General features: G+C 71.0%; 20 protein-coding genes. 13 read left to right on the forward strand and 7 right to left on the reverse strand.

Features of this window, described 5'->3' with window-relative positions:
• Positions 1-45: 45 nt before the first annotated feature.
• On the reverse strand, positions 46-1,905 hold the full coding sequence (locus NQ165_RS10490; RefSeq protein ID WP_257533332.1) for a lipase family protein: 1,860 nt from the start codon (positions 1,903-1,905) through the stop codon (positions 46-48).
• A gap of 59 nt (positions 1,906-1,964) precedes the next feature.
• On the opposite strand from NQ165_RS10490, the gene NQ165_RS14665 reads away from it, so the two are divergent.
• Positions 1,965-2,786: a DUF1206 domain-containing protein gene (locus tag NQ165_RS14665; protein WP_257533334.1), complete on the forward strand. Its 822-nt coding sequence runs from the start codon at positions 1,965-1,967 to the stop codon at positions 2,784-2,786.
• Between the two features lie 15 nt (positions 2,787-2,801).
• Here NQ165_RS14665 and NQ165_RS10500 read toward each other — a convergent pair whose 3' ends face one another.
• Positions 2,802-4,559, reverse strand: a complete 1,758-nt coding sequence (locus NQ165_RS10500; RefSeq protein ID WP_257533336.1) for a proline--tRNA ligase — start codon at positions 4,557-4,559, stop codon at positions 2,802-2,804.
• A gap of 47 nt (positions 4,560-4,606) precedes the next feature.
• On the opposite strand from NQ165_RS10500, the gene pcp reads away from it, so the two are divergent.
• Complete coding sequence (pcp, locus tag NQ165_RS10505; protein WP_257533338.1) at positions 4,607-5,236, forward strand: pyroglutamyl-peptidase I; 630 nt, start codon at positions 4,607-4,609, stop codon at positions 5,234-5,236.
• A gap of 127 nt (positions 5,237-5,363) precedes the next feature.
• On the opposite strand, the gene ispG is transcribed toward pcp, so the two are convergent.
• Complete coding sequence (gene ispG / locus NQ165_RS10510) at positions 5,364-6,515, reverse strand: flavodoxin-dependent (E)-4-hydroxy-3-methylbut-2-enyl-diphosphate synthase (RefSeq protein WP_257533341.1); 1,152 nt, start codon at positions 6,513-6,515, stop codon at positions 5,364-5,366.
• A gap of 194 nt (positions 6,516-6,709) precedes the next feature.
• Here ispG and NQ165_RS10515 point away from each other — a divergent pair, with 194 nt between their 5' ends.
• Positions 6,710-8,623, forward strand: a complete 1,914-nt coding sequence (locus NQ165_RS10515; RefSeq protein WP_257533343.1) for an anthranilate synthase family protein — start codon at positions 6,710-6,712, stop codon at positions 8,621-8,623.
• A gap of 42 nt (positions 8,624-8,665) precedes the next feature.
• Here the strand turns inward: NQ165_RS10515 and NQ165_RS10520 are convergent, their stop codons facing one another.
• Positions 8,666-9,970 carry an RIP metalloprotease gene (locus NQ165_RS10520; RefSeq protein ID WP_257533345.1) on the reverse strand — a complete coding sequence of 435 codons (1,305 nt, stop codon included), beginning with the start codon at positions 9,968-9,970 and terminating at the stop codon, positions 8,666-8,668.
• 78 nt (positions 9,971-10,048) lie between these two features.
• Here NQ165_RS10520 and NQ165_RS10525 point away from each other — a divergent pair, with 78 nt between their 5' ends.
• The 7 genes from NQ165_RS10525 (at position 10,049) to pflA (ending at position 19,622) form a co-directional block, all read left to right on the forward strand.
• Positions 10,049-10,624: a hypothetical protein gene (locus NQ165_RS10525; RefSeq protein ID WP_257533347.1), complete on the forward strand. Its 576-nt coding sequence runs from the start codon at positions 10,049-10,051 to the stop codon at positions 10,622-10,624.
• 66 nt (positions 10,625-10,690) lie between these two features.
• Positions 10,691-11,392, forward strand: coding sequence for a YcnI family protein (locus NQ165_RS10530; RefSeq protein ID WP_257533349.1), 702 nt, complete (start codon positions 10,691-10,693; stop codon positions 11,390-11,392).
• Positions 11,393-11,603: 211 nt separating this feature from the next.
• Complete coding sequence (locus NQ165_RS10535) at positions 11,604-12,983, forward strand: glutamate decarboxylase (protein WP_257533351.1); 1,380 nt, start codon at positions 11,604-11,606, stop codon at positions 12,981-12,983.
• A 9-nt stretch (positions 12,984-12,992) separates the two neighbouring features.
• The gene (locus NQ165_RS10540; protein WP_257533353.1) at positions 12,993-14,582 is read left to right on the forward strand and encodes an amino acid permease; all 1,590 of its coding nucleotides are present in this window, start codon (positions 12,993-12,995) and stop codon (positions 14,580-14,582) included.
• 100 nt (positions 14,583-14,682) lie between these two features.
• Positions 14,683-16,302: a Mur ligase family protein gene (locus NQ165_RS10545; RefSeq protein ID WP_257533355.1), complete on the forward strand. Its 1,620-nt coding sequence runs from the start codon at positions 14,683-14,685 to the stop codon at positions 16,300-16,302.
• Between the two features lie 226 nt (positions 16,303-16,528).
• Positions 16,529-18,802: a formate C-acetyltransferase gene (gene pflB / locus NQ165_RS10550; protein WP_257533357.1), complete on the forward strand. Its 2,274-nt coding sequence runs from the start codon at positions 16,529-16,531 to the stop codon at positions 18,800-18,802.
• Positions 18,803-18,809: 7 nt separating this feature from the next.
• Positions 18,810-19,622, forward strand: coding sequence for a pyruvate formate-lyase-activating protein (gene pflA / locus NQ165_RS10555; protein ID WP_374679354.1), 813 nt, complete (start codon positions 18,810-18,812; stop codon positions 19,620-19,622).
• Here the strand turns inward: pflA and dxr are convergent.
• A complete protein-coding gene (dxr, locus tag NQ165_RS10560) occupies positions 19,610-20,701 on the reverse strand; it encodes a 1-deoxy-D-xylulose-5-phosphate reductoisomerase (RefSeq protein WP_257533359.1) in 1,092 nt (363 codons plus the stop codon). The two genes, pflA and dxr, sit on opposite strands and share 13 nt — an antisense overlap.
• Before the next feature lie 16 nt (positions 20,702-20,717).
• On the reverse strand, positions 20,718-21,665 hold the full coding sequence (locus NQ165_RS10565; protein WP_257533361.1) for an FKBP-type peptidyl-prolyl cis-trans isomerase: 948 nt from the start codon (positions 21,663-21,665) through the stop codon (positions 20,718-20,720).
• Positions 21,666-21,804: 139 nt separating this feature from the next.
• Between NQ165_RS10565 and NQ165_RS10570 the strand changes: the two genes are divergently transcribed.
• A complete protein-coding gene (locus NQ165_RS10570; protein ID WP_374679353.1) occupies positions 21,805-22,581 on the forward strand; it encodes a lysophospholipid acyltransferase family protein in 777 nt (258 codons plus the stop codon).
• A 19-nt stretch (positions 22,582-22,600) separates the two neighbouring features.
• Here NQ165_RS10570 and NQ165_RS10575 read toward each other — a convergent pair whose 3' ends face one another.
• Positions 22,601-23,074 (reverse strand): OsmC family protein, encoded by a 474-nt coding sequence (locus NQ165_RS10575; protein ID WP_257533362.1) that lies wholly within the window; start codon positions 23,072-23,074, stop codon positions 22,601-22,603.
• A 51-nt stretch (positions 23,075-23,125) separates the two neighbouring features.
• On the opposite strand from NQ165_RS10575, the gene NQ165_RS10580 reads away from it, so the two are divergent.
• Both NQ165_RS10580 and ald read left to right on the forward strand, forming a co-directional pair.
• Positions 23,126-24,115 carry an asparaginase gene (locus tag NQ165_RS10580; protein ID WP_257533364.1) on the forward strand — a complete coding sequence of 330 codons (990 nt, stop codon included), beginning with the start codon at positions 23,126-23,128 and terminating at the stop codon, positions 24,113-24,115.
• Positions 24,116-24,151: 36 nt separating this feature from the next.
• Positions 24,152-25,267: an alanine dehydrogenase gene (gene ald / locus NQ165_RS10585; RefSeq protein ID WP_257533366.1), complete on the forward strand. Its 1,116-nt coding sequence runs from the start codon at positions 24,152-24,154 to the stop codon at positions 25,265-25,267.
• Position 25,268: the final 1 nt, after the last annotated feature.

Below are 25,268 nucleotides of genomic sequence, written 5' to 3' on the forward strand. Positions count from 1 at the left end.
CATACGTTACCGGATGCCGCCCGCGCTCCAGCTGGGAGCCGCACCTCAGCGCGCGCAGGTGTCGAGCACCCGGTCGGCGCGGGCCGCCTCCGCCGGCGTGTCGAGATCGGTCTCCAGCACCGTCTCGCTCCACTGCAGCATCGCCGGCAGCACCTGCGAGCGCGGTTGCAGGAGGTCCTGGTGTCCCGCGGTGGGGACGACCCAGGTGTAGACGCGCTCGCCCGCTGCGCACAGGTCGTCCACGAGTCGCCGCTGCAGCACCGTCGGCAGGACGTCGTCCTGAGCCCCCCACCCGACGAACAGCGGCGTCCCCCACGGCCCCTCGGGCACGTTCTCCGCCAGCCGCTCCCCCAGCGGTCCCGTCGTCAGATCGGACAGCGTCACCGGCTGATCCTCGGACAGCCCCAGCGCGGTGAGCGCCGAGACCACCACGCCCGGCTCGCTCAGGCAGCGCTGCGAGATCTCCCGGATCAGCTGCTCCGCGCCGCGGGCGGCGTAGTCCTCGAGCTGCACGTCCGGATAGGTGTCGGCATAGGGCACCAGCACCCATGACACCATCACGGTCAGCAGCGCGTTGGCGTCGCCGGATGCCAGCTCCTCGGCGAGGGCCAGCGGGTCGGCGGCGGGGGCCAGCAGGGCCGTCCCGCGCACGTCGATGCCCGGGGCGTAGTCGGGGGCGAGCTGCGTCGTCCACAGCGCGGCATGCCCGCCCTGCGAGTGCCCCCACACCAGGGTGCGCGGCGACAGCACGAGATCGTCGTCGAGCTCTCCCGCCGCCAGCACCGCGTCGAGAGCGGAGCGCGCCTCACCCCGCCCGATGAGGTACGGGAAGTCGCCCGGTGCGCCCTGTCCGCTGTAGTCGGGGGCGACGACAACCCAGCCGTTGGCGACGGCGCGGTTGACGTCGGGGATCGCCCAGTGCGTGGCTGTGCCGTCGGCCAGGCTCGGCGCGCAGCCGCGCGCGATGCCGGTGGTGCCGTGGTTCCACACCACCACCGGCCGGGGCCCGCCGGCGGGCTCTTCTGGGACGATGACCAGGGCGCTGCCGACGGCGGGGTCGCCCAGCGTCGAGCGTGTCGTGTAGAGGATGCGCTGCACGCTCGCCCCGGGCGGGGCGGCGCCGCGGTACTCGTCGGCGCGGATGAGTCTCCCGTGCCCGTCGGGCACCTCCGCGGGCGGGTCGTAGAAGGCGTCGACCACCGGCGCGCCGTCGGCGAGCCACGAGTTGACCCAGGAGCCGCCGGCGGCCGCGGCGACGAGCAGCAGCGCGACGGCGTACCGCCCGACCGCCGTCCACACGCGCCGGCGACGTCCGACCGGGCGCGGCTCCGGCGCCGGCGTCTCGGCGCCCTCGGAGACGATGGCACGGATGCCGCGCCCCACGAGTGCGGCGCCGAAGACGATCGTGCGGGCACCGAAGAGCACCGCCACCATCAGCACGCTGATGTCAGGCCAGGTCAGCGCCAGCACCCCGAAGACGATCTGCGTGCCGCCCCAGGCCAGGCTCAGCACGCGCTGGCTCACAGTGCCTCGTCGCAGGGCATCGCCGAGGGACGCGGCACCGGCGACGATCAGCAGCACGGCCATCGCGGCGGGCAGTTCCTCCAGCCTGCGACCGAACCAGAACGCCACCGCGAGTCCGCCGATGATCCAGATCGCCCCGAACAGCCGGCCGTGCCAAGCCCGTTCCCGGCTCGACAACAGCTCCGCCACGCCGGCGGCCACCGCGCTGAGGCCGATGTACACCGCCAGCAGCAGCAGCGAGGTCAGCGGCCGGAAGACGATGAGCAGACCGAGCGCCACCACGAGCAGCCCGATGGCCAGGAGGGCCGGCGCCGGGGCGCGCACGATGAGGCGGGGCAGCTCGCCCAGCCTCGCCGTCAGCCCTCTGCCCCGTCCCTGCACCCTTGAAAGCGTACGCGCGGCCGGCTCGGCGAAACCTGCGCGAGCCCTAGGGTGACCTTGTGACCGAAGCCGCCCCGCGCCGCGCCGCGCGTGAGATCGCCCACCATCCGGCGGCCCGGCTCGGAGCCCGTGCCGGCTACGCCGCGAACGGCGTGGTCCATGCCCTGATCGGCGTCATCGCGCTCGTCATCGCCTTCGGCGGCGACGGGGAAGGCGACCAGGCCGGCGCGCTCAAGGCGATCGCCGCCGTGCCACTGGGCCTTGCCGCCCTCTGGCTGCTCGCTGTGGCCCTGTGGGCGCTGGGCACGTGGCACCTGGCGGAGGGGGTGCTCTCCCGTGACCGCGACGGCGACCTCAAGGGCGCGGCGAAGAAGTGGGGGCAGCGCGCCTCGGAGTGGGGTCAGGCCGCGGCCTTCATCGCCGTCGGGTCGGTCGCCGCAGCCGTGGCCCTCGGCGCCCGTCCCGACGGCGAATCCGCCGCGGAGGATGCCAGCCGTGGTGCGCTCACCGTCCCCGGTGGCAGCATCGTGCTGGGGCTGGTGGGGCTCGGCGTGGCGATCGGCGGCATCTCGTTCATCGTCATGGGATTCCTGCGCAGCTTCCGCAAGAAGATGGACATCCCCGACTCGCCGCTCGGCCACACCGTCACCACCCTCGGCACCGTCGGATTCATCGCCAAGGGCGCCGCGCTGCTCATCGTCGGCATCCTGCTGCTGATCGCCGCAGTCACGATCGACGCGAGCGCGGCGGGCGGCATCGACGGCGCCCTCGACGCGCTGCGCGACATGGTCTTCGGGCAGCTTCTGGTCGCCGCCGTGGGCGCCGGCTTCATCGCGTACGGCGTGTTCTGCGCCTTCCGCGCCCGCTACGCCTCGCTCTGAGACGCAGCGCCGACGTCAGCGGCGGGCGAGGCGCTCGACCGCCTCGGCGGCGGCGACGACCTCGCGCTCACCTGTGCGACGGTCCCACAGCTCCACCTCACCGGCGGCGGCGCCGCGGCCGACGATCACGATCTGCGGCACGCCGACGAGCTCCGCGTCGCCGAACTTCACGCCCGGCGAGACCTTCGGACGGTCGTCGTAGAGCACGTCGAACCCGGCGGCCTCGAGATCGGCCGACAGCTTCTCGGCGAGTTCGAACGCGGCGGCGTCGCGACCGGTGGCCACGACGTGCACGTCGAACGGGGCCACGGAGGTCGGCCAGATGAGGCCCTTGTCGTCGTTGTTGAGCTCGGCGATGATCGCGAGGATGCGGGTGATGCCGATGCCGTACGAGCCCATCGTGACGGTGACGAGCTTGCCGTTCTCGTCGAGGACCTTGAGCCCCAGCGCCTCGGCGTACTTGCGGCCGAGCTGGAAGACGTGCCCGATCTCCATGCCGCGGGCCAGTTCGACCGGGCCGGAGCCGTCGGGGGCGGGGTCGCCGGCGCGCACGGTGGCGACCTCGACGAACCCGTCGGCGGTGAAGTCGCGGCCGGCGACGAGACGGGCGACGTGCTTCTGGTCGATGTTCGCGCCGGTGATCCACGACGTGCCGTCGACCACGCGGGGGTCGAGGAAGTAGCGGATGCCGGTGGCGGACTCCTCGCCGAGGATCGGCCCCTTCTCGGACCAGGGTCCGATGTAGCCCTTCACCAGCAGCGGGTTGGCGGCGAAGTCGGCTTCGGTCGCCTGCTCGACCTCGGCCGGAGCGAACGCGACCTCCACGCGCTTGTCGTCGATGTCGCGGTCGCCGGGGAGCCCGACGACGACCAGCTCGCGCGTGCCGTCGAGGTGGGTGAGGGCGAGCACGACGTTCTTGAGCGTGTCGGCGGCGGTGTATTCGCCGTCGAGGTGCGCGTTGCAGTGCGCCACGAGCGTCTCGATGGTGGGGGTGTCCGGGGAGTCGAAGATCACCGGGGCGGGCAGCCCGTCGAACGGGATCGGGTCGGGCGCGACAGTCGTGAACGCCTCGACGTTGGCGGCGTAGCCGCCGGCGGAGCGCACGAACGTGTCCTCCCCCACCGGGGTCGGGTGCAGGAACTCTTCGGAGCGCGATCCGCCCATGGCGCCGGCATCCGCCTGCACGATGACGTACTCCAGGCCCAGACGCTGGAAGATGCGCTCGTACGCGTCACGCTGAGCCTCGTACGAGGCGTCGAGACCCTCGTCGGTGTAGTCGAACGAGTAGGCGTCCTTCATCGTGAACTCGCGGCCGCGCAGGAGGCCGGCGCGGGGGCGCGCCTCGTCGCGGTACTTGTCCTGGATCTGGTAGATCGACAGCGGCAGGTCCTTGTACGAGGAGTACAGGTCCTTCACCAGGAGAGTGAAGACCTCTTCGTGCGTCGGAGCGAGCAGATAGTCGGCGCCCTTGCGGTCCTGCAGGCGGAAGAGGGCATCGCCGTACTCCTCCCAGCGGCCGGTGGCCTCGTAGGGCTCGCGCGGCAGCAGGGCCGGGAAGTGCACCTCGTAGGCGCCGGCGGCGGCCATCTCCTCGCGGACGATCTGCTCGATCTTTCCCTTGACCCGCAGCCCCAGGGGCAGCCAGGCGAAGACGCCGGGCGCCTGCCGTCGGATGTAGCCGGCGCGGACGAGCAGCCGGTGGCTCGTGACCTCCGCATCGGCGGGGTCTTCACGGAGCGTGCGGAGGAAGAAGTGCGACAGACGAGTGACCACGAGGAGTAAGTCTACGGATGCCACCTGGGTCGACCTACGCTGGAGGCGTGTCCACCGTGCTGCTGACCGGGTTCGAGCCCTTCGCCGATGCCGCCGTCAACCCGAGCGCGGAGGCGGTGCATCTGGCGGCCGATCGCTGGGAGGGGCCGGAGACGCTCGTGACGGCGGTGCTGCCGGTGACCTTCGACGGCGCCGCATCGCGCCTGCGCGAGCTCATCGCGGAGCATTCCCCCGGCGTGGTCGTCGCGGCCGGACTCGCCGGCGGTCGGCGCGCCATCGGCATCGAGCGCGTCGCGGTGAACCTGATCGACGCCCGGATCCCCGACAACGACGGCGCGCAGCCCGTCGACGTGCCGAGCGTGGCGGGCGGCCCGGCCGCGTACTTCGCCACCGTCCCGGTCAAGGCCATCGTCCGCGCGGTGGCGAGTGCCGGCATCCCCGTCGAGGTCTCCCACACCGCGGGCACGTTCGTCTGCAACCACGTGATGTTCGTGGCGCTGGACGAAGCCGCGCACCGGCCCGGCCTGCGCGCGGGCTTCGTGCACGTACCGTGGGCGGACGGCGAGGGCGAACCGTCACTGCCGCTGGAGACCATCGCCGCGGCGCTGCTCATCGCGGTGCGGACCGCGCTGGACACCGCCGGCGACGTCGCGATGCCGGGCGGCACCCTGCACTGAGCGGGCGCGCCGGGGCATCCTGAAGACCGTGCAGCCGGCGCGCACGCCGACCGGGAGTCGACGGCGCCTCAGCGCGGACGGTCGGTTCGGCGAGTACGGCCTCTGCTCCGTTGCAACGCTGCGACGATCAGGCGGTGACGACCTGCGCCGTGCCCAGAGGTGCGTCGGGGCCCATCTCGGCGGCGATCCGGTTGGCCTCTTCGATGAGGGTCTGCACGATGTCGGCCTCGGGCACGGTCTTGATGACCTCGCCCTTGACGAAGATCTGTCCCTTGCCGTTGCCGGACGCCACGCCCAGGTCGGCCTCGCGGGCCTCACCGGGTCCGTTGACGACGCAGCCCATGACCGCCACGCGCAGCGGCACGGTCATGTCCTTGAGGCCTTCGGTGACGTTGTCGGCGAGGGTGTAGACGTCGACCTGCGCGCGTCCGCACGAGGGGCACGAGACGATCTCGAGCTTGCGCTCGCGCAGGTTCAGCGACTGCAGGATCTGGTGCCCGACCTTCACCTCTTCCGCCGGCGGCGCGGACAGCGAGACGCGGATGGTGTCGCCGATGCCCTCGGAGAGCAGGATGCCGAAGGCGGTGGCGCTCTTGATGGTCCCCTGGAAGGAGGGACCCGCCTCGGTGACGCCGAGGTGCAGCGGCCAGTCGCCGCGCTCGGCCAGCAGCCGGTAGGCCTTGACCATGACGATCGGGTCGTTGTGCTTGACCGAGATCTTGAAGTCGTGGAAGTCGTGCTCCTCGAACAGGCTCGCCTCCCACACGGCGCTCTCCATGAGCGCCTCGGGGGTGGCCTTGCCGTACTTCTCCAGCAGGCGGCGGTCCAGCGATCCGGCGTTCACGCCGATGCGCAGCGAGACTCCGGCATCCTTCGCGGCCTTGGCGATCTCGCCGACCTTGTCGTCGAACTGCCGGATGTTGCCCGGGTTCACGCGCACCGCCGCACACCCGGCGTCGATGGCCTGGAAGACGTACTTCGGCTGGAAGTGGATGTCGGCGATGACCGGGATCTGGCTCTTCTTCGCGATGATGTGCAGCACATCCGCGTCGTCCTGGCTCGGCACGGCCACGCGCACGATCTCGCAGCCCGAGGCGGTGAGCTCGGCGATCTGCTGGAGGGTGGCGTTGATGTCGGTGGTCTTGGTCGTCGTCATCGACTGGACGCTGACGGGAGCGTCGCCGCCGACGAGGACCTTTCCGACCTTGATCTGACGGCTCTTGCGGCGGGGGGCGAGGACCTCCGGCACGCGGGGCATCCCGAGATTGACTGCTGGCACGATCCCACCCTACGCCGGGCGGGCTGGGGACGGGCCGAACGCGGGGAGGGCCCTGTGCGGTGTGGTAGTTTCGGCGCATGTCCGCGAACCTCACCTGGTGGCTCACCGCATAGGCGGTGGGTTCGTGTGACGACAGACCGCCCCCGGGGCGGTCTTTTTGTTGGTGCGGCCGCTCCCATGACGAAAGACCGACCATGACCGCGTCCCTGTACTCCACGCTGGCCGACCTGCCGGCGTTCGCCCTCATCGCGCGCGATGCCGACACCGTGGAGCTGCTCACCGGCGACGTCGTCGACGTCGATCTGCTCGCCGACATCCCCCTGACGGATGCTGCGGGCACGCCCCGCGAAGTGCTCGCGATGGTGCCGTTCCGCCAGGTGCGCGAACGCGGCTTCGAATGCCACGACGACGGGGCGCCGCTGCGATGCCTCATCGTGGACACGCACAGCGCACTCCCCCGCGCCGAGGTTCTCGCGCAGCTGCCGAGCGATCCGATCGCGCTGACGGATGCCGGCTTCGACATCTCGGACGAGGATTACGCCGCCATCGTGCGCCGCGTGATCGCCGAGGAGATCGGCCGCGGCGAGGGCGCGAACTTCGTCATCCGCCGCGACTTCACCGCCGGAGTCGACGCCGACCCGCGGCTGGCGGCACTGACCTGGTTCCGGGCGCTCCTCGAGCACGAGCGCGGCGCGTACTGGACGTTCGCGATCGTGACGCCCGGGCACATCGCAGTGGGTGCGAGCCCTGAGGCGCACGTCAGCGCGCAGCATGGCGTGGTGACGATGAACCCCATCTCCGGCACGTTCCGCCACCCCGCCGGCGGGGCCACGGCCGCGACCCTCAGCGCATTCCTCGAGTCGACGAAGGAGACCGAGGAGCTGTTCATGGTCGTCGACGAAGAGCTGAAGATGATGAGCGCCGTCTGCGCCGACGGCGGACGCATCACCGGACCGCACCTCAAGGAGATGTCGCGACTCACGCACACCGAGTACGTGCTGCGCGGCCGCAGTCGGCTGGACCCCCGTGACATCCTGCGCGAGACGATGTTCGCCCCCACCGTCACCGGCTCCCCGATGCAGAACGCGTGCACGGTCATCAGCCGACACGAGACCACCCCACGCGGCTACTACTCCGGCGTCGCAGCCCTGTTCACCCCGAACGACGGGATGGATGCCGCGGACGGGCCGACCCACGACCTCGACGCTCCGATCCTCATCCGCACGGCCTATCTCGCCGAGGGACGCCTGCGCGTGCCGGTCGGCGCGACGCTCGTACGCCACTCCGACCCGGACGGCGAAGTGGGCGAGACCCACGGCAAGGCCGCCGGTGTGCTCGGCGCGATCGGCGCGATCCCCCGCGACGCACCCGTCGTGACCGCTGCCACCCCCGACAGCGACCCCGATGCCCCCGCGGCGGCACCGCGGCCGCTGGCCGAGGACCCGCAGATCGCCGAGCTGCTGGCCTCGCGCAACGCGCGGCTGGCGGAGTTCTGGCTCAACCCGCAGGGCGACGACAGCACGCCGGGGCCCTTCGCAGGGCGCACGGCGGTGGTCGTCGACGCGGAGGACCGCTTCACCACGATGCTCGCCCACCAGCTGCGGCATCTGGGCCTGGACGTCACCATCGTGCCGTGGTCCGAGGTGTCGGACGCCGCCATCGACGCCGCCGACCTCGTCGTCGCTGGCCCCGGTCCCGGAGATCCGCGCGACCCGGACAGCCCGCGCCTGCGCCGCATGCGCGAGGTCGTGCGCGGGCGACTGGCCGCCGGCAGCCCGCTGCTGGCGGTGTGCCTCAGCCACCAGATCGTCGCCGACGCGCTGGGCATCGACCTCGCGCCGCTCGACGCCCCGCACCAGGGCCTGCAGAAGACCGTCGACGTGTTCGGCGAAGCGTCGTCGATCGGCTTCTACAACACCTTCACCGCCCGGGTGACCCCGGGAACGGTGCGTGTCGCCCGGGCGGAGGTGTCCGCCGACGCCGCCACCGGCGACGTGTACGCGCTGCGCGGCCCGGGCTTCGCCTCGGTGCAGGGGCACCTGGAGTCGATCCTCTCGCGCGACGGCATGCGCACGCTCGAGCGCCTCGTCGCCGCCGCCCTGGCCTGAGCCCGCGTCGGCTGCCGCGGTCCGGCCACGCGCGCGCTCCGGTCAGCCGAACAGGGCGATCGGGTTGAACACGTCGGCGAGGATCAGGATGCCGCCCATCCCGATCATCAGCACCACGACGGCGAAGGTGGCCGGCACGAGGCGCGCGGTGTCGACCGGGCGCGGCGGCGGTCGGCGGAACACCTTCGCGACCACGCGCTTCAGGCCGTCCCACAGCGCCACCAGCACATGCCCGCCGTCCAGCGGCAGCAGCGGGATGAGGTTGAACACGAAGAGCGCGAGGTTGAGTGAGGCCAGCAGACCCAGCAGCCCCGACAACCGGTTGAGCACGGGCGCGTCGATCGCGGCGACCTCGCCGGCGATGCGTCCCGCACCCACGACCGACAGGGGGCCGTCGGGGTCGCGTTCGGAGCCGGTGAACAGCGCCACCGCCGTGTCGTAGACGCGCACCGGCAGCTGCACGATGACACCGGCGACGCGCTGCACACTGTCGACCGTCATCTCCGCCCCCGCCCACAGTGGCTGCGGAACGTACTCCGACCGTGCGGTCATCCCCACCATGCCGACCTCGGCGGTGGACACCTGGCCGTCGGCGTCGACGACCTCGCGCTCGGTGAGCACGGGCGTCACCTGCAGCGTCTGCGTCTCGCCGTCGCGCTCGACGACGACCGGGAGGGCGCGACCGGGGGAATCCTGGATGATCTGCGACGCCTCGGCGAAGGTGTCGACCGCGACGCCGTCGACGGAGACGAGCACGTCGCCGGGTCGGATGCCGGCCGCCGCCGCGGGAGCGGCGGGATCGTCCGCGGTGCACTCGGCCTGCGCGGACGCTCCCGACACCAGGCATTCGCTGACGCCGGCGATGGTGGTCGTCGCGGTCTGCACGCCGATGCCGCTCAGCATGATCGTGAACAGCACGAGCGCGAGCAGCAGGTTCATGAGCGGCCCGCCCAGCATGATGATGATGCGCTTGTAGACCGGCAGCCGGTAGAACAGCCGCTTCTCATCGACGTCGGTCATCGTCTCGGCGTTGGCGGCCCGTGCGTCCTGCACCATGGTGGCGAAGAAGCCCCCACCCGCACGACCGCCACGCTCGGCCTCCGTCGGCGAGGGCGGGTACATGCCCGACATCGAGATGTAGCCGCCCAGGGGGATGGCCTTGAACCCGTATTCCGTCTCACCGCGCCGACGCGACCAGAGTGTGGGACCGAAGCCGATCATGTACTGGCCGACGTGCACGCCGAACTTCTTCGCGGGCACCAGATGCCCGAGCTCATGGAGCGCGATCGAGAGTGCCAGCCCCACGACGAGGAAGAGCACTCCGATGACGAAGGCGATGACGGTCACAGCGGGTCACGCTACCGCCACCGCCTTTGAATTCGCCGTGGCGCGCACGCACCGTACGCTGATCCTCGGGAGGCGGGCATGACGACACGACAGGCGCGGACGCTGCGCGGCGCAGCCGGTGCCGGCGTCGCGACCCTCGTCGCCGCCACGGCGCACACCCTCTCCGGCGGTGGTGCTCCCGGCCCCCTGCTCGTCGTGGCCGTCGCCTGCCTCGCCACGCCGCTCGCGGTGCTGCTCTCCGGCGGCCGCTCGGCGCTCTGGCGCACCACGCTGGTGGTGGGCGGGGCGCAGGCGCTGTTCCACGGCGCGTTCGCGATCGCCGGCGACGCCCGTACGCTCCCCGGCGGCGGGCACGCACACCATCACATCGATGACATCGTCGCTCCCGCCGCCGGCACCGTCGCGTCGACCGAAACCATGCCGCTCGGCCACCTCATCGCCGCCGTGGTCACGATCGCGGCCCTGCGCCACGGCGAGCGTCTGCTGCGGCGGCTCGGCCGTGGCATCCTGCGCCTGACGTCGCGACGCCTGCCGGCCCTGCGCCCCTCGCCGGCCGCGCCGACCGTGCCGCCGGCCCCCTGCGCCCGCCTGGGCTCCCGCCGTCTCGCCCTCTCCGCTCTCTCCCGACGGGGTCCGCCGGTCTTCGCCCGCTGACACCCCCAGGCGCTGCGCGCCACCCCGCGACGGCGCCGCCGTCGCCCAAGATCCGAGAGAGCTCACATGACCACCATCACCCCGGCACGCCGTCGCGCGCGCCTGACCGCCGGCGTGCTCGCCGGCACCGCGCTGGCCCTGGCCGCCCCCCTGGCGGCGAGCGCGCACGTCCACGTCGACCCGTCCGATGCCACGGCAGGCGGGTCGGCCGTGCTGACCTTCTCCTCCAGCCATGGCTGCGACGGGTCGCCGACCACCGCTTTCACGATCGACATCCCGGAGGGCGTCGCCGGCATCGCACCGCACGCGCACGCGGGCTGGACGATCGAGCAGGTCGGCGCCGACACCGGCGTGCCGACGCGAGTCGTGTTCACCGCCGACGAGCCCATCGAGTCGGGGCTGCTGACGACCGTCTCGATGCAGGTGACGTTCGCCGCAGACCTCGCCGGCGAGCAGGTGGCCTTCCCCGTGCTGCAGGAGTGCGTCGCCGGTGCGACCGACTGGGCGGACATCGCCGAAGACGGGCAGGACCCGCACGACCTCGAGGCCCCCGCGCCCGTGGTCACCGTGAGCGAGGCCGCCGGCGACGCGCACGGCGGCCACGGCGAGGACGCGGCGACCGACGCGGCGGCAGCCGAAGCCGAAGCCGAAGCCGAAGCCGACGCCGATTCGGCGCTGCCCATCGTGCTGGGCGCGGGCGGCCTCGCCCTCGGCGCCGCGGGCCTGGCAGCGAGCCTCGTCGCCCTGCGCCGCACCCGCCGCAGCTGATCCCGCAGGGGGCGCCGTCGTAGGCCCGACGGCGCCCCCCCTGCACATCTTGGATACGAACCAGCCGTCGCGCCGCCGCGAGGCCTCTTGTCCGACCGCGGCCCGCGGCGTAGCTTCCCCCCAGATGCGCACCGAACTGCACCGCAGCTCGGTTTTTCGCATTCGCGGCCCGCACATCGCGGGCGCCGGACATCGAGGATGGGAGCAGCTGATGAGCACAGCGAACACCGGGGACGAGGAACTGACCCCCCGATTTGCACGACCCGGCGAGGCCTCCGTCGCCGCCAGGCACGTCATCCCGCAGCAGGAGTCGCTGCCCGACACCGCCAAGCAGATCGTCGACGACGAGACGATGCTCGACGGCAATTCCCGGCTGAATCTGGCGACCTTCGTGGGCACGTGGATGGACGACGACGCCAAGCAGGTGTACGAGGCGTCCTTCGACAAGAACATGATCGACAAGGACGAGTACCCCCAGACCGCCGCCATCGAGGACAACTGCTGGCACATGCTGGCGAATCTGTGGAACGCGCCGGACGCTTCACGGAGCATCGGCACCTCCACCATCGGCTCGTCCGAGGCCTGCATGCTCGGCGGACTCGCCTTCAAGCGGCGCTGGCAGCAGTCGCGTCGTGCCGCGGGCAAAGACACCTCCCAGCCGAATCTCGTGATGTCGTCCGCGGTGCAGGTGTGCTGGGAGAAGTTCTGCAACTACTTCGACGTGGAGCCCCGTTTCGTCCCCATCAGCCTCGAGCACAAGACACTCGACGGGTACGACCTGGAGAAGTACGTCGACGAGAACACGATCGGGGTCGTCGCGATCATGGGCGTCACCTACACCGGCATGTATGAGCCGGTGGCCGAGATCGCCAAGGCCCTCGACGAGATCCAGGCCAAGACAGGTCTCGACATCCCCATCCACGTCGACGGCGCCTCCGGCGCCATGATCGCTCCCTTCCTGCAGCCCGACCTCCTCTGGGACTTCCGTCTCGAGCGGGTGCACTCCATCAGCACCTCCGGCCACAAGTACGGCCTGGTCTACCCGGGCCTCGGCTGGGTCGTCTGGCGCGACACGCAGTGGCTGCCCGAGGACCTCGTGTTCAAGGTGAGCTACCTGGGCGGGGAGATGCCGACATTCGCGCTGAACTTCTCACGCCCCGGCGCGCAGGTGCTGCTGCAGTACTACATGTTCCTCCGGCTCGGATTCGAGGGATACCGCGCCGTGCAGCAGGCCTCGCAGGACGTCGCGAAGTACCTGTCGGCCGGCATCGCGAAGATCGACGCGTTCGAACTGTGGAACGACGGCAGCGACATCCCGGTGTTCGCCTGGTACCTGAAGGAGGGGCACACCAAGAACTGGAACCTCTACCATCTGCAGGACCGTCTGCGCATGAAGGGCTGGCTCGTTCCGGCGTATCCCATGCCGGATGATCTGGGCGATCTCACCGTGCAGCGCATCGTGGTGCGCAACGGCCTGAGCATGGATCTCGCCGCCGAGCTGCTCGGCGACATCGAGACCGAGACCGCGTACCTCGACGCCCTCGAGTCGGCCATGCCCGTCGAGGGCCAGCACCCCGCGTTCCACCACTAGGCGGCAACCATGTCGACCAACCCAACGAACCAAGCGACGGATGCCGCGAAGGCGGCATCCAACCATCCGCTCACGTCCCACAAGGCCGTCACCGCCTTCCTCGGAGTCGGCCAGCTCGCGATGCTGACGCTCGTGGTGGTCGCGAGCCTGCGCTCGCTCCCCGCGATGGCGGTCTACGGGCTCGGCAGCGTCACGCTCTACATCATCCCGGCCATCTTCTTCCTCATCCCCACGGCGCTGGTCGCCGCGGAGCTGGCGACGGGATGGAAGGGCGGCGTCTACGTCTGGGTGCGTGAGGCGTTCGGCAACAGATGGGGGTTCACGGCGGTCTGGCTGCAGTGGATCCAGAACGTGGTGTGGTACCCGACGCAGATCGCGTTCATCGCGGCCGCTCTCGCGTTCGTGTTCCTCGATCCCTCCCTCTCCAGTTCCGGGCTCTTCACCGCGATCGTGATCCTGGTGCTCTACTGGGGCTCGACCTTGATCACGCTGCGCGGCGGCAACCTGTTCGCCAAGCTCGGATCGTGGGGCGGCATCCTCGGCACGCTGCTCCCCGCGGTGCTGCTCATCGTGTTCGGGTTCATCTGGCTCGGCACCGGGGAGAAGAGCGAGACCTCGCTGGAGCCCTCGGCCATCATCCCGCCGTTCACCGGTATCGCCTCGATCGTGCTGATCGTCTCGAACGTGCTCGCCTACGCGGGCATGGAGGTCAACGCGGTGCACGTGAACCAGATGAAGGACCCGGGGCGCGGGTACCCGAGGTCGGTGCTGCTGGCGTCGATCCTCATCCTGCTGGTGTTCATCCTGCCGACGCTCGCGATCTCGATCGCCGTGCCGGAAAAGGACCTCGGGCTCACCAACGGCATCATGCTCGCGTTCCAGGCCTACTTCGACAAGTGGGATCTGGGATGGGCGACGGCGGTGGTGTCGGCGCTCATCGCCGCCGGGGCGCTCGCCTCGGTGATCACCTGGATCGCCGGCCCTTCGAAGGGCCTGCTCGCCGCAGCCGAGACCGGGCTGCTGCCGCCTGCTCTGCAGAAGCGCAACAAGGCGGGCGTGCAGTCGGGCATCCTCATGCTGCAGGGCACCATCGTGACGATCCTGGCGGCGATCTTCGTGATCGTGCCGAACGTGAGTGCGGCGTTCGTCGCGCTCATCGACATGGCGGCGGCGCTGTACCTGATCATGTACATGCTGATGTTCGCAGCGGCGATCGTGCTGCGACGCAAGGAGCCGAACGTCAAGCGCACCTACCGGGTGCCGGCGATGAACCTCGTCGCCGGGGTCGGCTTCGTCGCGTGCCTCTTGGCGTTCGTGCTGGCCTTCGTCCCGCCCGACGGGTTCACCGCGTTCCCGGTCGCGGCGTACCCGTGGATCGTGGGCCTCGTCATCGTCGTGCTCGGCGGACCTCCCTTGGTCTTCTACGCGCTGCGCAAGCCGAGCTGGGATCGTCGCAGTCCGGCGGAGAAGGCCCTGCACGGCACGCACGACGAGGATGAGGCTGCGGCCGCGACCGCGCCTCCGGCGGCCGGGTCGACTCCCCCGCCGTCGACAGGCTCGGCGCCCCGGTCAGGCGGAGCCCCGCCTCCATCCACCTGAGCTCGGCAGTGATCTGCGGTCGCGGGGCAGCATCCCGCGACCGCAGATCTGCGTGCGGGGTGGAGGTGTCGGCCATGCCGGGTGAGAGGATGGGAATGCCATGCCCACCGATGCCCCCACCAATCTCCCGCCCGTCCTGCGCCCGGAGCACCCGCCGGTGCGCGCGCTCGACGAGCTCGCCCGCCGCTTCAGCGGACGCGTCCGCGGCGCTGTCGCCGGAGTGACCCTGTCGGGCATCACGCTCGCCACCGCCGATCTGCGCCCCGGCGAGGCCTTCGTCGCGATCCGCGGCGCAGCCCGCCACGGCGCGGAGTTCGCCCGCGCGGCCGCCGACAAGGGCGCCGTCGCCATCGTCACCGACGAGGCCGGCGCCGACCTCGCTGCCGACGCCGGCGTGCCGATCGTCGTCGTCGACGACCCCCGCGCCATGCTCGGCGACCTGTCGGCGTGGGTCTACGGCACCGGCTCCGGTGACGACCTGCCGCTGCTGTTCGCGACGACCGGCACCAACGGCAAGACGAGCGTCTCGCACCTGCTGGAGGGCATCCTCGAGCAGGTCGGAACGGTGACGGGCCTGTCGTCGACGGCCGAGCGCCACATCGCCGGACAGGTGATCGTGTCCCGGCTGACGACCCCCGAGGCATCCGAGTTCCACGCCCTCCTCGCGCTCATGCGCGAGCGCGGCGTCGAAGCGGTCGCCGTCGAGGTGTCGGCGCAGGCGCTGTCACGGCATCGCGTGGACGGCATCATGTTCGATGTCGCGGCGTTCACCAACCTCACCCACGACCACCTCGACGACTACGCCGACATGCGCGAGTACTTCGAGGCGAAGCTGCCGCTGTTCCGCGCCGACCGCGCGCGACGGGCGGTCGTCTCGCTCGACTCGGCCGCCGGCGCCGAGGTCGTCGCGCGGTGCGAGGTCCCCTGCACGACCGTGGGCACGCCCGACATCGCGGTCGACCCGGTCGCCGCAGCAGCGGCGGACTGGGTGGTCGAGATCGTCGACGAGCGCCAGGAGGGCACCGAGTTCCGCCTCGTCGGCCCCGGCGGCCGCTCGCTGCAGACGACCGTCCCCGTTATCGGGCGCCACATGGCCGCCAACGCCGCACTCGCCATCGTGATGATGCTCGAGGGCGGCTACGCATGGGACACGATCGTCGACGCACTCGAGCGCGACGGCGGCATCCGCGCCCATCTCCCCGGCCGCACCCAGCGGGTCTCCGGGGATCGCGGACCCGCCGTCTACGTCGACTTCGGCCACTCGCCCGACGCGTTCGAGAAGACGCTCGCCGCCGTGCGTCGCGTCACCCCCGGCAAGGTGCTCATGCTCTTCGGCGCCGACGGCGACCGGGATGCGACGAAGCGCCATGACATGGGACGCACCGCCGTGCTCGGCAGCGACATCCTCGTCATCACCGACCACCACCCGCGCTTCGAGGACCCCGACTCGATCCGGGCGACCCTCATCGAGGGCGCGCGCCTGGCGCGGCCCGACGCAGAGATCCACGAGTACTCGCCGCCCGAGCGGGCGATCGTCGAAGCGGTGAAGCTCGTCGGCGAGGGCGACGCGATCCTCTGGGCCGGGCCCGGCCACCAGGACTACCGCGACATCCGTGGTCAGCGCACTCCGTACTCGGCACGCGAGCTCGCCCGGCGCGCGCTCCGGGACGCCGGGTGGCCGGTGCCCGACCCCAGCTGGCCCGTCCCCTACCCCGACTGATCGGCGCTGCGCCCCTGCGGCACACCGCCGAAACGGGCGCAAGCGGCACCCGCCGTGCATATCCGATCTTGTGTTCGCGCCACAGGGCTCATGGCGTTCGCCGAACGTTCTTTATGGGTCCCGTGCATGCTCTTCCGTTGTGGTCAGACCACGACGTATCCTGGGTCAACGCCTCAGGTCCCGACGAGACCCGCATGGCGAACATTCGCAGAGGATTGAGGAAACGATGACCACGGTCACTCCCCCCACGCAGCTTTCCGGCGCGGACGCCATGCCCGAAGCCTGGGACGGCTTCACCGCCGGCCCCTGGCAGGACGGCATCGACGTGCGCGGGTTCATCCAGGCCAACTACACCCCCTACATCGGCGACGCCGCGTTCCTCACGGGCGCGACGGAGCGCACCGAGCGGGTGTGGCAGACCCTCATGGGGATGTTCCCCGAAGAGCGCGAGCGGGGCGTCTACGACGTCGACAACCACACCCCCGCCAGCATCACCGCACACGCCCCCGGCTACATCGTCGAAGACGACGAGCTGATCGTCGGCCTGCAGACCGACGCGCCTCTCAAGCGCGCCATCATGCCCTACGGCGGATGGCGCATGGTCAAGGGCGCGCTGGAGACCTACGGCTACGAGATCGACCCCGTGCTGGAGCGGATCTTCACCAGCTACCGCAAGACGCACAACGACGGCGTCTTCGACGTCTACCCCCCGGCCGTGCGCCGTGCCCGCAGCAGCCACATCATCACCGGACTGCCCGACGCCTACGGCCGTGGCCGCATCATCGGCGACTACCGTCGCGTGGCGCTCTACGGCACCGACGCGCTCATCGCCGGCAAGCACGCCGAGCGCGCAGAGCTGGACATGCACTTCTCCACCGAGGAGATCATCCGCGAGCGCGAAGAGAACGCCGAGCAGATTCGCGCCCTCAAGGAGCTGGCCGAGATGGCCGCCACCTACGGCTGCGACATCACCCGCCCCGCCGCCACCGCGCGTGAGGCGATCCAGTGGCTGTACTTCGCCTACCTCGGTGCGGTCAAGGAGCAGAACGGCGCCGCGATGAGCTTCGGGCGCAACACCGCGTTCCTCGACGTGTACATCCAGCGCGACCTCGCCCGCGGCATCCTCACCGAGCAGGAGGCGCAGGAGCTCGTCGACGACCTCGTCATCAAGCTGCGCATCGTGCGGTTCCTGCGCACGCCCGAGTACGACGCGCTGTTCTCCGGCGACCCGACCTGGGTCACCGAGTCCATCGGCGGCATCGGCGAGGACGGGCGCACGCTCGTGACCAAGACGGCGTTCCGCTTCCTGCAGACCCTCTACAACCTCGGCCCCGCACCGGAGCCCAACCTGACGGTGCTGTGGAGTGACGACCTGCCCGAGGGCTTCAAGGAGTTCTGCGCGAAGGTCTCCATCGACACCTCGTCCATCCAGTACGAGTCCGACGACCACATCCGCGCCCTCTGCGGCGACGACGCGGCCATCGCGTGCTGCGTGTCGCCCATGACCGTCGGCAAGCAGATGCAGTTCTTCGGCGCTCGCGTGAACCTCGCCAAGACGCTGCTCTACGCCATCAACGGCGGGCGCGACGAGATCAGCGGCAAGCAGATCACGCCGTTGCTGCCGGCCGTGACCGGTGATGTCCTCGACTACGACGACGTGCGCGAGAAGTTCCGCACGACGATGGAGTGGCTGGCCGAGACCTACGTCGACGCGCTCAACTGCATCCACTACATGCACGACAAGTACGCCTACGAGCGGCTCGAGATGGCGCTGCACGACCGCGAGGTCATGCGCACCATGGCCTGCGGCATCGCCGGACTGTCGGTCGCGGCCGACTCGCTGTCGGCGATCAAGTACGCCACCGTCCGCCCCGTGCGCGACGAGTCGGGTCTGGTCGTGGACTACGAGGTCGAGGGCGAGTACCCCTGCTTCGGCAACGACGACGACCGCGTCGACGCCATCGCCCGTGACCTGGTCACGGAGTTCATGGAGATGCTGCGCCGCCACCCCACCTACCGCGACGCCGTGCACACCCAGTCGGTGCTGACCATCACGTCGAACGTCGTGTACGGCAAGAAGACGGGCAATACTCCGGACGGACGCCGTGCCGGCCAGCCCTTCGCCCCCGGCGCCAACCCGATGAACGGCCGCGACACCCACGGCATGCTGGCATCGGCGCTCTCGGTCGCCAAGCTCCCCTTCGAGCAGGCGCAGGACGGCATCTCGCTGACCACCACGGTGGTCCCGGCCGGCCTCGGACGCACCGAGGAAGAGCGGGTGCACAACCTGGTCGGCCTGCTCGACGCCCAGATGGCCACGGGGGGCTACCACCTCAACGTCAACGTGCTCACGCGCGAGACGCTGGAGGATGCCATGGAGCACCCGGAGAACTACCCCCAGCTGACCATCCGTGTCTCCGGTTACGCGGTCAACTTCGTGCGTCTGACCCGCGAGCAGCAGCTCGACGTCATCAGCCGCACGTTCCACACGGGACTCTGAGACTCCCGTGTCTGCCATCCTGGTGCCGGCGCCCGATACGGCACGCCCTGACTCCGACGGACGTCACGCCCACCTCGAAGCTGTTCGGGCGGGTCGCGTCGCGAGCGTGCACTCCTGGGAGCTCGTCACTTCCGTGGACGGTCCCGGCACCAGGATGACCCTCTTCCTCGCCGGGTGCCCGCTGCGCTGCCAGTACTGTCACAACCCCGACACGTGGCAGCAGCGCGACGGCATCCCGACCGAGATCGACGATGTGCTGGCGCGAGTGCGCCGGTACCTGCCGGTGTTCAAGGCCACCGGCGGCGGGCTCACCATCTCGGGCGGCGAGCCCATGCAGCAGCCGGCGTTCGTGACGCGGCTCGCGCGCGAGGCGGCCGAGCTCGGCGTTCACGTCGCCCTCGACACCTCCGGAAACCTCGGTCGCAACGCCTCCGACGCCCTGCTGGACGACCTCGGCATGGTGCTGCTCGACGTCAAGTCGGGCCTGCCGGACACGTACCGCGAGGTGACCGGCCGCGAGCTGCAGCCCACCATCGATTTCGGCGACCGCCTGGCGGCCAAGGGCGTGCCGGTGTGGATCCGGTTCGTCCTCGTTCCGGGTCTGACCGACGCCCCCGAGAACGTCGAGGCCGTGGCTGACATCGTCGAGCGCTGGCCGAACGTCGCGCGCGTCGAGGTGCTGCCGTTCCACCAGATGGGCACGTCGAAGTGGGAGCGCCTGGGCATCGACTACGCCCTGGCCGACGTGCAGCCGCCCGAGGCGGACCACGCCGAGAGCGTGCGCGATCGCTTCCGCGCACGGGGTCTTCAGACCTTCTGACCCCCGGCGATCAGCGCGTCGGCGGTGCGCCGCGCCCACGCCTCGGCGTCCGCGAGGCTTTCCCGCGAGAGCGCGGCAGGCGCCTCATGCCGGTCGACGACCGCACGCACCGTCTCGACGATGGCGGGAAAGCCCAACCGGCCCTCGTGGAACGCGTCGACGGCCTGCTCGTTCGCGGCGTTGAACACCGCGGGGTACGTGCCGCCGGCGCGGCCGACCTGCTTGGCCAGCGCGACCGCGGGGAATGCCCGCTCGTCCAGCGGCTCGAACGTCCACGAGGTCGCCGTGGTCCAGTCCAGCGGCCGGCCGACGCCGGAGACCCGGTGCGGCCAGTCCAGGCCGAGCGAGATGGGCAGGCGCATGTCCGGCGGTGACGCCTGCGCGATCGTCGAGCCGTCGACGAACTCCACCATCGAGTGCACGATCGATTGCGGGTGCACCACCACGTCGATGTCGGCGTAGTCCACCCCGAACAGCAGGTGCGCCTCGATCACCTCGAGGCCCTTGTTGACCAGGGTCGCGGAGTTCGTCGTCACCACGCGCCCCATGTCCCATGTCGGGTGGGCGAGGGCGTCTGCGGGGGTGACGGATGCCAGTTCGTCGCGGGTGCGGCCGCGGAACGGCCCGCCTGATGCGGTCAGGACGAGGCGGCGCACCTCGCCGCGCTCCCCCGCACGCAGCGCCTGGGCGATGGCGGAGTGCTCCGAGTCGACCGGCACGATCTGGCCGGGGGCGGCGAGCGCGGTGACGAGGTCGCCGCCGACGATGAGCGACTCCTTGTTCGCGAGTGCCAGCGTGCGGCCCGTCTCGAGTGCGGCGATCGTGGGACCGAGTCCCACCGATCCCGTGATTCCGTTGAGCACGACGTCCGCCTCGACGTCGCGCACCAGCTGCTCCGCCTCGGCGGCGCCGAGCGCCGTGTGCTCGACGCCGAACTCCGCCGCCTGACGCTGCATCAGCTCGCGCTGGGTGCCCGCAGACAGTCCCACGACATCGAACCGGCCGGGGTGGGCGCGGATGACGTCGAGGGCCTGGGTGCCGATCGAGCCGGTGGAGCCGAGGATGAGAACGCGTCGCACGCGCTTCAGCCTACGGTCACTGGGTCGGCACGTGCTGGGTGCCGAGGATGTCCACGACGAACACGAGGGTCTGGCCCACGAGGTTCTCGTCGTTGATCTCACCCTCGCCGTAGGCGACGGCCGGCGGAAGCACGGCGATGACCTGCGAGCCGACCTTCTGGCCCACCAGCGCGTCGGCGAAGCCCTGCACGACCTGCGACGTGGAGAAGGTCGCGGGCGCCTGGCCCCAGCTCTGGTCGAAGACCTCGCCGGTGTCCCACGAGACGCCCTGGTACTGCACCATGACCGCGTCGCCCTCGGCGACCGTCGGGCCGTCGCCCTCCTTCAGCACCGCGAGCTCGTACTCGGTGGGCGCGTCGCCTTCGGGCAGGGTGACGGTGGGAGCGCCGTCCTCGTCGAGCTCGACGGTCGGAAGGCCCTCTGCCGGCTCCTGCTCCTCGCCCCACGCCGCGGCCGGAACGATGTCGATCAGATCGAGCACGTACACCTGCGCGGAGGTGCCGGTGGTGTCGTCGGCGGGGAGGGCCACGGCGACCCGGCTTCCCACGGGGGCGCAGCCGAGGAACTGACCGATGCCCGTCTCGGCGCCGATCGTCTGCGGGAGCACCTCGCCCTCGGTGTAGCCGACCGAGCCGAGCTCGGTGGCGTCCGCGGCATCCAGACCGACGAAGGCGACGTTGACCAGATCGCCCTCGGACACGGCTTCGCCATCACCCTCGACGAGGAGGGTGCTCTGCATCTCGTCGATCTCGAGCGGCGTGGAGAAGGTGACCTCGGGGAGCTCTCCCACGGCGCCCTCGGCCTTGACGGCGTCGGATGCGGCACCGGAATCCAGCTTGGCGTCGCAGAGCGCGGAATCCTCCGAAGAGGGGGTGCCCGTGGTGTCCGGTGAGCCGGCGCAGCCGGCGAGCAGGAGCGCCGAGACGGCGGCGACGGACAGGGCGGCAAGCGGGCGGAAGCGCACGGGGATCCTCACGGAAGGAGACAGGGAACGGGACCATCCTCTCGCACTCTTCTCTGCTGCGGCTGGGAACCCGCCTCAGCGGCCTCCTCGCCGTCCCGCCATGCCCGGACCCGCATGAGAACGGGAGTAGCCTCGACTGGTGACCGCGTCTCTTCCCGATCCCGACGAGCAGACGAGCGAATCCACCGGTGTGCCCGGCATCGGCCTCACCTACGTCATCGGGCGCTGGGTGATCGCCCCGCTGGCCCGGCTGTTCTACTGGCCCCGCATCGAGGGGCGCAAGAACGTGCCGCGCAAGGGTCCCGTGATCCTCGCGAGCAATCACCTGTCGTTCATCGACTCGTTCGTCATCCCCATGGCATCGCCCCGCCCCGTGCGCTTCCTCGCCAAGGCCAGCTACTTCGACGGCAAGGGCCTCAAGGGCTGGCTCGCGCGCGAGTTCTTCTACGCCGTGGGCGCCTTTCCCGTGCAGCGCGGCGCCGGTCAGGCGGCGCTGGACGCCCTCGATCAGCAGAAGCGGATGCTGGAGGCGGGCTGGGCCACGGCCCTGTACCCCGAGGGCACGCGATCCCTGGACGGGCGGCTGTACAAGGGGCGCACGGGCGTCGCCTTCCTCGCGCTGCAGACCGGCGCGAAGGTGGTGCCCGTCGGGCTGGTCGGCACGAACGAGATCATGCCGGTGGGCGCGAAGTTCCCCCGTCTGCGCCCGCGCGTGACCGTGCGCTTCGGTGAGCCGATCGACCTGTCCCACCACGGCCCCGCCACGTCGGGTCGGGCCCGCCGGCTGGCGACCGACGAGATCATGACGGCCATCCACGCCCTGTCGGGCCAGCAGCTCGCCAACGCCTACAACGAGGCTCCCGCGCAGAATCCGGTGGAGCGCATCAAGCAGGTCCTCCCCCACGAACGCCGCTGATCCGCAGCGAGTCGGGCACTCACTCGGCGACGGTGACCGACGGCTCGTGGCGCACCGGGAAGTTCACCGAGTTGGCGATGAAGCACCACTCGTGCGCCTGCACGTGGGCGGCGAGCGCGGCATCGACCATCGACTCATCGGCGACGGTGACCTGCGGCCGCAGCACGACCTCGCGGAACGCGCCTCCCCCGCGGCCGTCCTGCACCATCACGCCGCGCGCCTCGTCCCGGTACGCGGTGACGACCACCCCGGCCTGCACGCAGGCGTGCAGGTACGACAGCAGGTGGCACTCCGCCAGGGCCGCCACGAGCAGATCCTCGGGGTTCCACTTGCCTCGGTCGCCGCGGAACGGCCGGTCGGCCGAGGCCGCCAGTGCCGGCTTTCCCTCGACCGCCAGCGTCACCGACCGGTCGTAGTCGCGGTAGCCGCTCGTGCCGGTGCCGCGGTCCCCGGTCCACAGCGCCTCGACGCGGTAGGTGTGCTCGCCGAACATTCCGCCAGTCTGCCACGCGTCGCGACCGCCCCCGCCGGGTAGGCTGACGGGGTGCCGCAGACGTTCTCCGCCCAGGATGCCGTGGAGCTCGCCGTCGTCGAGCGCAGTGGTTTCGTCGAGTCGCGTCACGTGGGCAGCGCCGTGGTGCTCGCCCCCGACGGTGCGACGCGCACCGCATTGGGCGACGTGGACGCTCCGGTGCTCCCGCGTTCGACGCTGAAGCCGCTGCAGGCACTCGGGTGCCTGACCGCCGGGGCGGAGCTGGAAGGCGAGCAGCTCGCGCTCGCCACCGCCAGTCACGCCGGCACCGACCGGCACGTCGCGGTCGTGCGGGACATCCTCCATCACGCCGGTCTCGGCGAGGACGACTTGCGCTGCCCGCCGGCCTGGCCGGGCGACACCGCCACCCGCGACGAGCTCGTGCGCGAGCTGGGGACCCCCTCCCGCATCCGCATGAACTGCTCCGGAAAGCACGCCGCCATGCTGCTGGCATGCGTCGTCAACGGCTGGGACACCGCCGGATACCTCGAGGTCAACCACCCGCTGCAGATGCACATCCGCGAGGTGGTGGAGCGGCTGACGGGGACGAAGGCCACCGTCACCGCGGTCGACGGCTGCGGCGCGCCGGTCTACGGCCTGAGCCTCACGGCGCTCGCCCGCGGCATCCAGCGCATCGCGACCTCGTCGGAGCGCTCCCCGTTCGCCCTGCACCGTCACGCCGCCACCCTCGTGCGTGCGGTGAAGGACCACCCGTGGACGATCGACGGGGACGGCCGCCCCGACACCGTCGTGATCGAGGCGCTGGGGGTGTTCGCCAAGACGGGCGCCGAGGGCGTGCTGGTGATGGCGGCCCCCGACGGCACAACGGTCGCGCTGAAGATGCTCGACGGCAGCCCGCGCGCCGCCACCGTCGTCGCCCTCACCCTGCTCGTGCGCGCGGGGGCCCTGCCCGCCGCGCAGGTCGCCCAGGTGCTCGGCTCGCTCTCCTTGAGCGTGCGCGGCGGCGACCGAGATGTCGGGGCGATCCGCCCCACTGTGTGACGGCGCCCTCACCCCGGGCGCGGAATGGAGCGATCGATGAGGATCTGCGTACCGACCGAAGTCAAGAACAGCGAGTACCGGGTGGCGCTGACCCCTGCCGGGGTGCATGACCTCGTCACCTCGGGCCATGAGGTGTTCGTCCAGCGCGGAGCCGGACTCGGCTCGTCGATGTCGGATGCCGAGTACGACGCGGCCGGCGCGACGCTGCTGGACGATCCCGCCGAGGTGTGGGCGCGCGCGGAGCTGCTGCTGAAGGTCAAGGAGCCCATCGCCTCGGAGTACGCCTACTTCCGCGACGACCTCGTCGTGTTCACCTACCTGCATCTCGCCGCCGACCGCGCGCTCACCGAGCGACTCGTCGCCGACCGCGTCACGGCGATCGCCTATGAGACGGTGCAGCTGCCCGGCGGGAGCCTGCCGCTGCTGGCCCCGATGAGCGAGGTCGCCGGCCGCCTCGCGCCGATGGTCGGCGCCTCCACCCTCATGCGCTCGGCCGGCGGTCTGGGGCTGCTGATGTCGGGCGTCCCCGGCACGCGCCCAGCGCGCGTCACGATCATCGGCGGCGGGGTGGCGGGAGCCAACGCGGCCATAATCACGGCGGGTACGGGTGCCGACGTGACCGTCTTCGACACGAACGTGCAGCGGCTGCGGTACCTCGACGACTACTTCCAAGGCCGCATCAAGACGGCGGCCTCCAACCCGCTGGACCTCGATGCCGCCGTGGTGGCATCCGACCTGGTGATCGGGTCGGTGCTCATCCCCGGTGCCAAGGCGCCCAAGCTCGTCACGAACGCGATGGTGGAGCGGATGCGACCGGGCTCGGTGCTCGTGGACATCGCCGTCGACCAGGGCGGCTGCTTCGAGGACAGCCACCCGACGACGCATGAGGATCCCACGTTCCTCGTGCACGGCAGCGTCTTCTACTGCGTCGCGAACATGCCCGGCGCCGTGCCGAACACCTCGACCTCGGCCCTCACCAACGCGACGCTGCCCTACATCCGGCGCATCGTGGCGCTCGGCTGGCGCGACGCACTGCGGGCCGACCCCGCTCTCGCGTCGGGACTGAACACGCACGCCGGCGAGGTCGTCAATCCCGGTGTGGCGACGGCTCACGGCATGCCGCTGGTGTCGACCGCCGACGCGCTGCGATAGC

It is taken from the genome of Microbacterium sp. zg.Y1084 (genome assembly GCF_024623595.1).
Lineage (GTDB): Bacteria > Actinomycetota > Actinomycetes > Actinomycetales > Microbacteriaceae > Microbacterium > Microbacterium wangruii.

What these genes read in the sequence shown, in the direction of transcription:
- NQ165_RS10515 (WP_257533343.1), top strand. Translation starts at nt 6,710, where the DNA reads ATGACCGCGTCCCTGTACTCCACGCTGGCCGACCTGCCGGCGTTCGCC.
- NQ165_RS10525 (WP_257533347.1), top strand. Translation starts at nt 10,049, where the DNA reads ATGACGACACGACAGGCGCGGACGCTGCGCGGCGCAGCCGGTGCCGGC.
- NQ165_RS10530 (WP_257533349.1), top strand. Translation starts at nt 10,691, where the DNA reads ATGACCACCATCACCCCGGCACGCCGTCGCGCGCGCCTGACCGCCGGC.
- NQ165_RS10535 (WP_257533351.1), top strand. Translation starts at nt 11,604, where the DNA reads ATGAGCACAGCGAACACCGGGGACGAGGAACTGACCCCCCGATTTGCA.
- NQ165_RS10540 (WP_257533353.1), top strand. Translation starts at nt 12,993, where the DNA reads ATGTCGACCAACCCAACGAACCAAGCGACGGATGCCGCGAAGGCGGCA.
- NQ165_RS10545 (WP_257533355.1), top strand. Translation starts at nt 14,683, where the DNA reads ATGCCCACCGATGCCCCCACCAATCTCCCGCCCGTCCTGCGCCCGGAG.
- pflB (WP_257533357.1), top strand. Translation starts at nt 16,529, where the DNA reads ATGACCACGGTCACTCCCCCCACGCAGCTTTCCGGCGCGGACGCCATG.
- NQ165_RS10575 (WP_257533362.1), bottom strand. Translation starts at nt 23,074, where the DNA reads ATGTTCGGCGAGCACACCTACCGCGTCGAGGCGCTGTGGACCGGGGAC.
- ald (WP_257533366.1), top strand. Translation starts at nt 24,152, where the DNA reads ATGAGGATCTGCGTACCGACCGAAGTCAAGAACAGCGAGTACCGGGTG.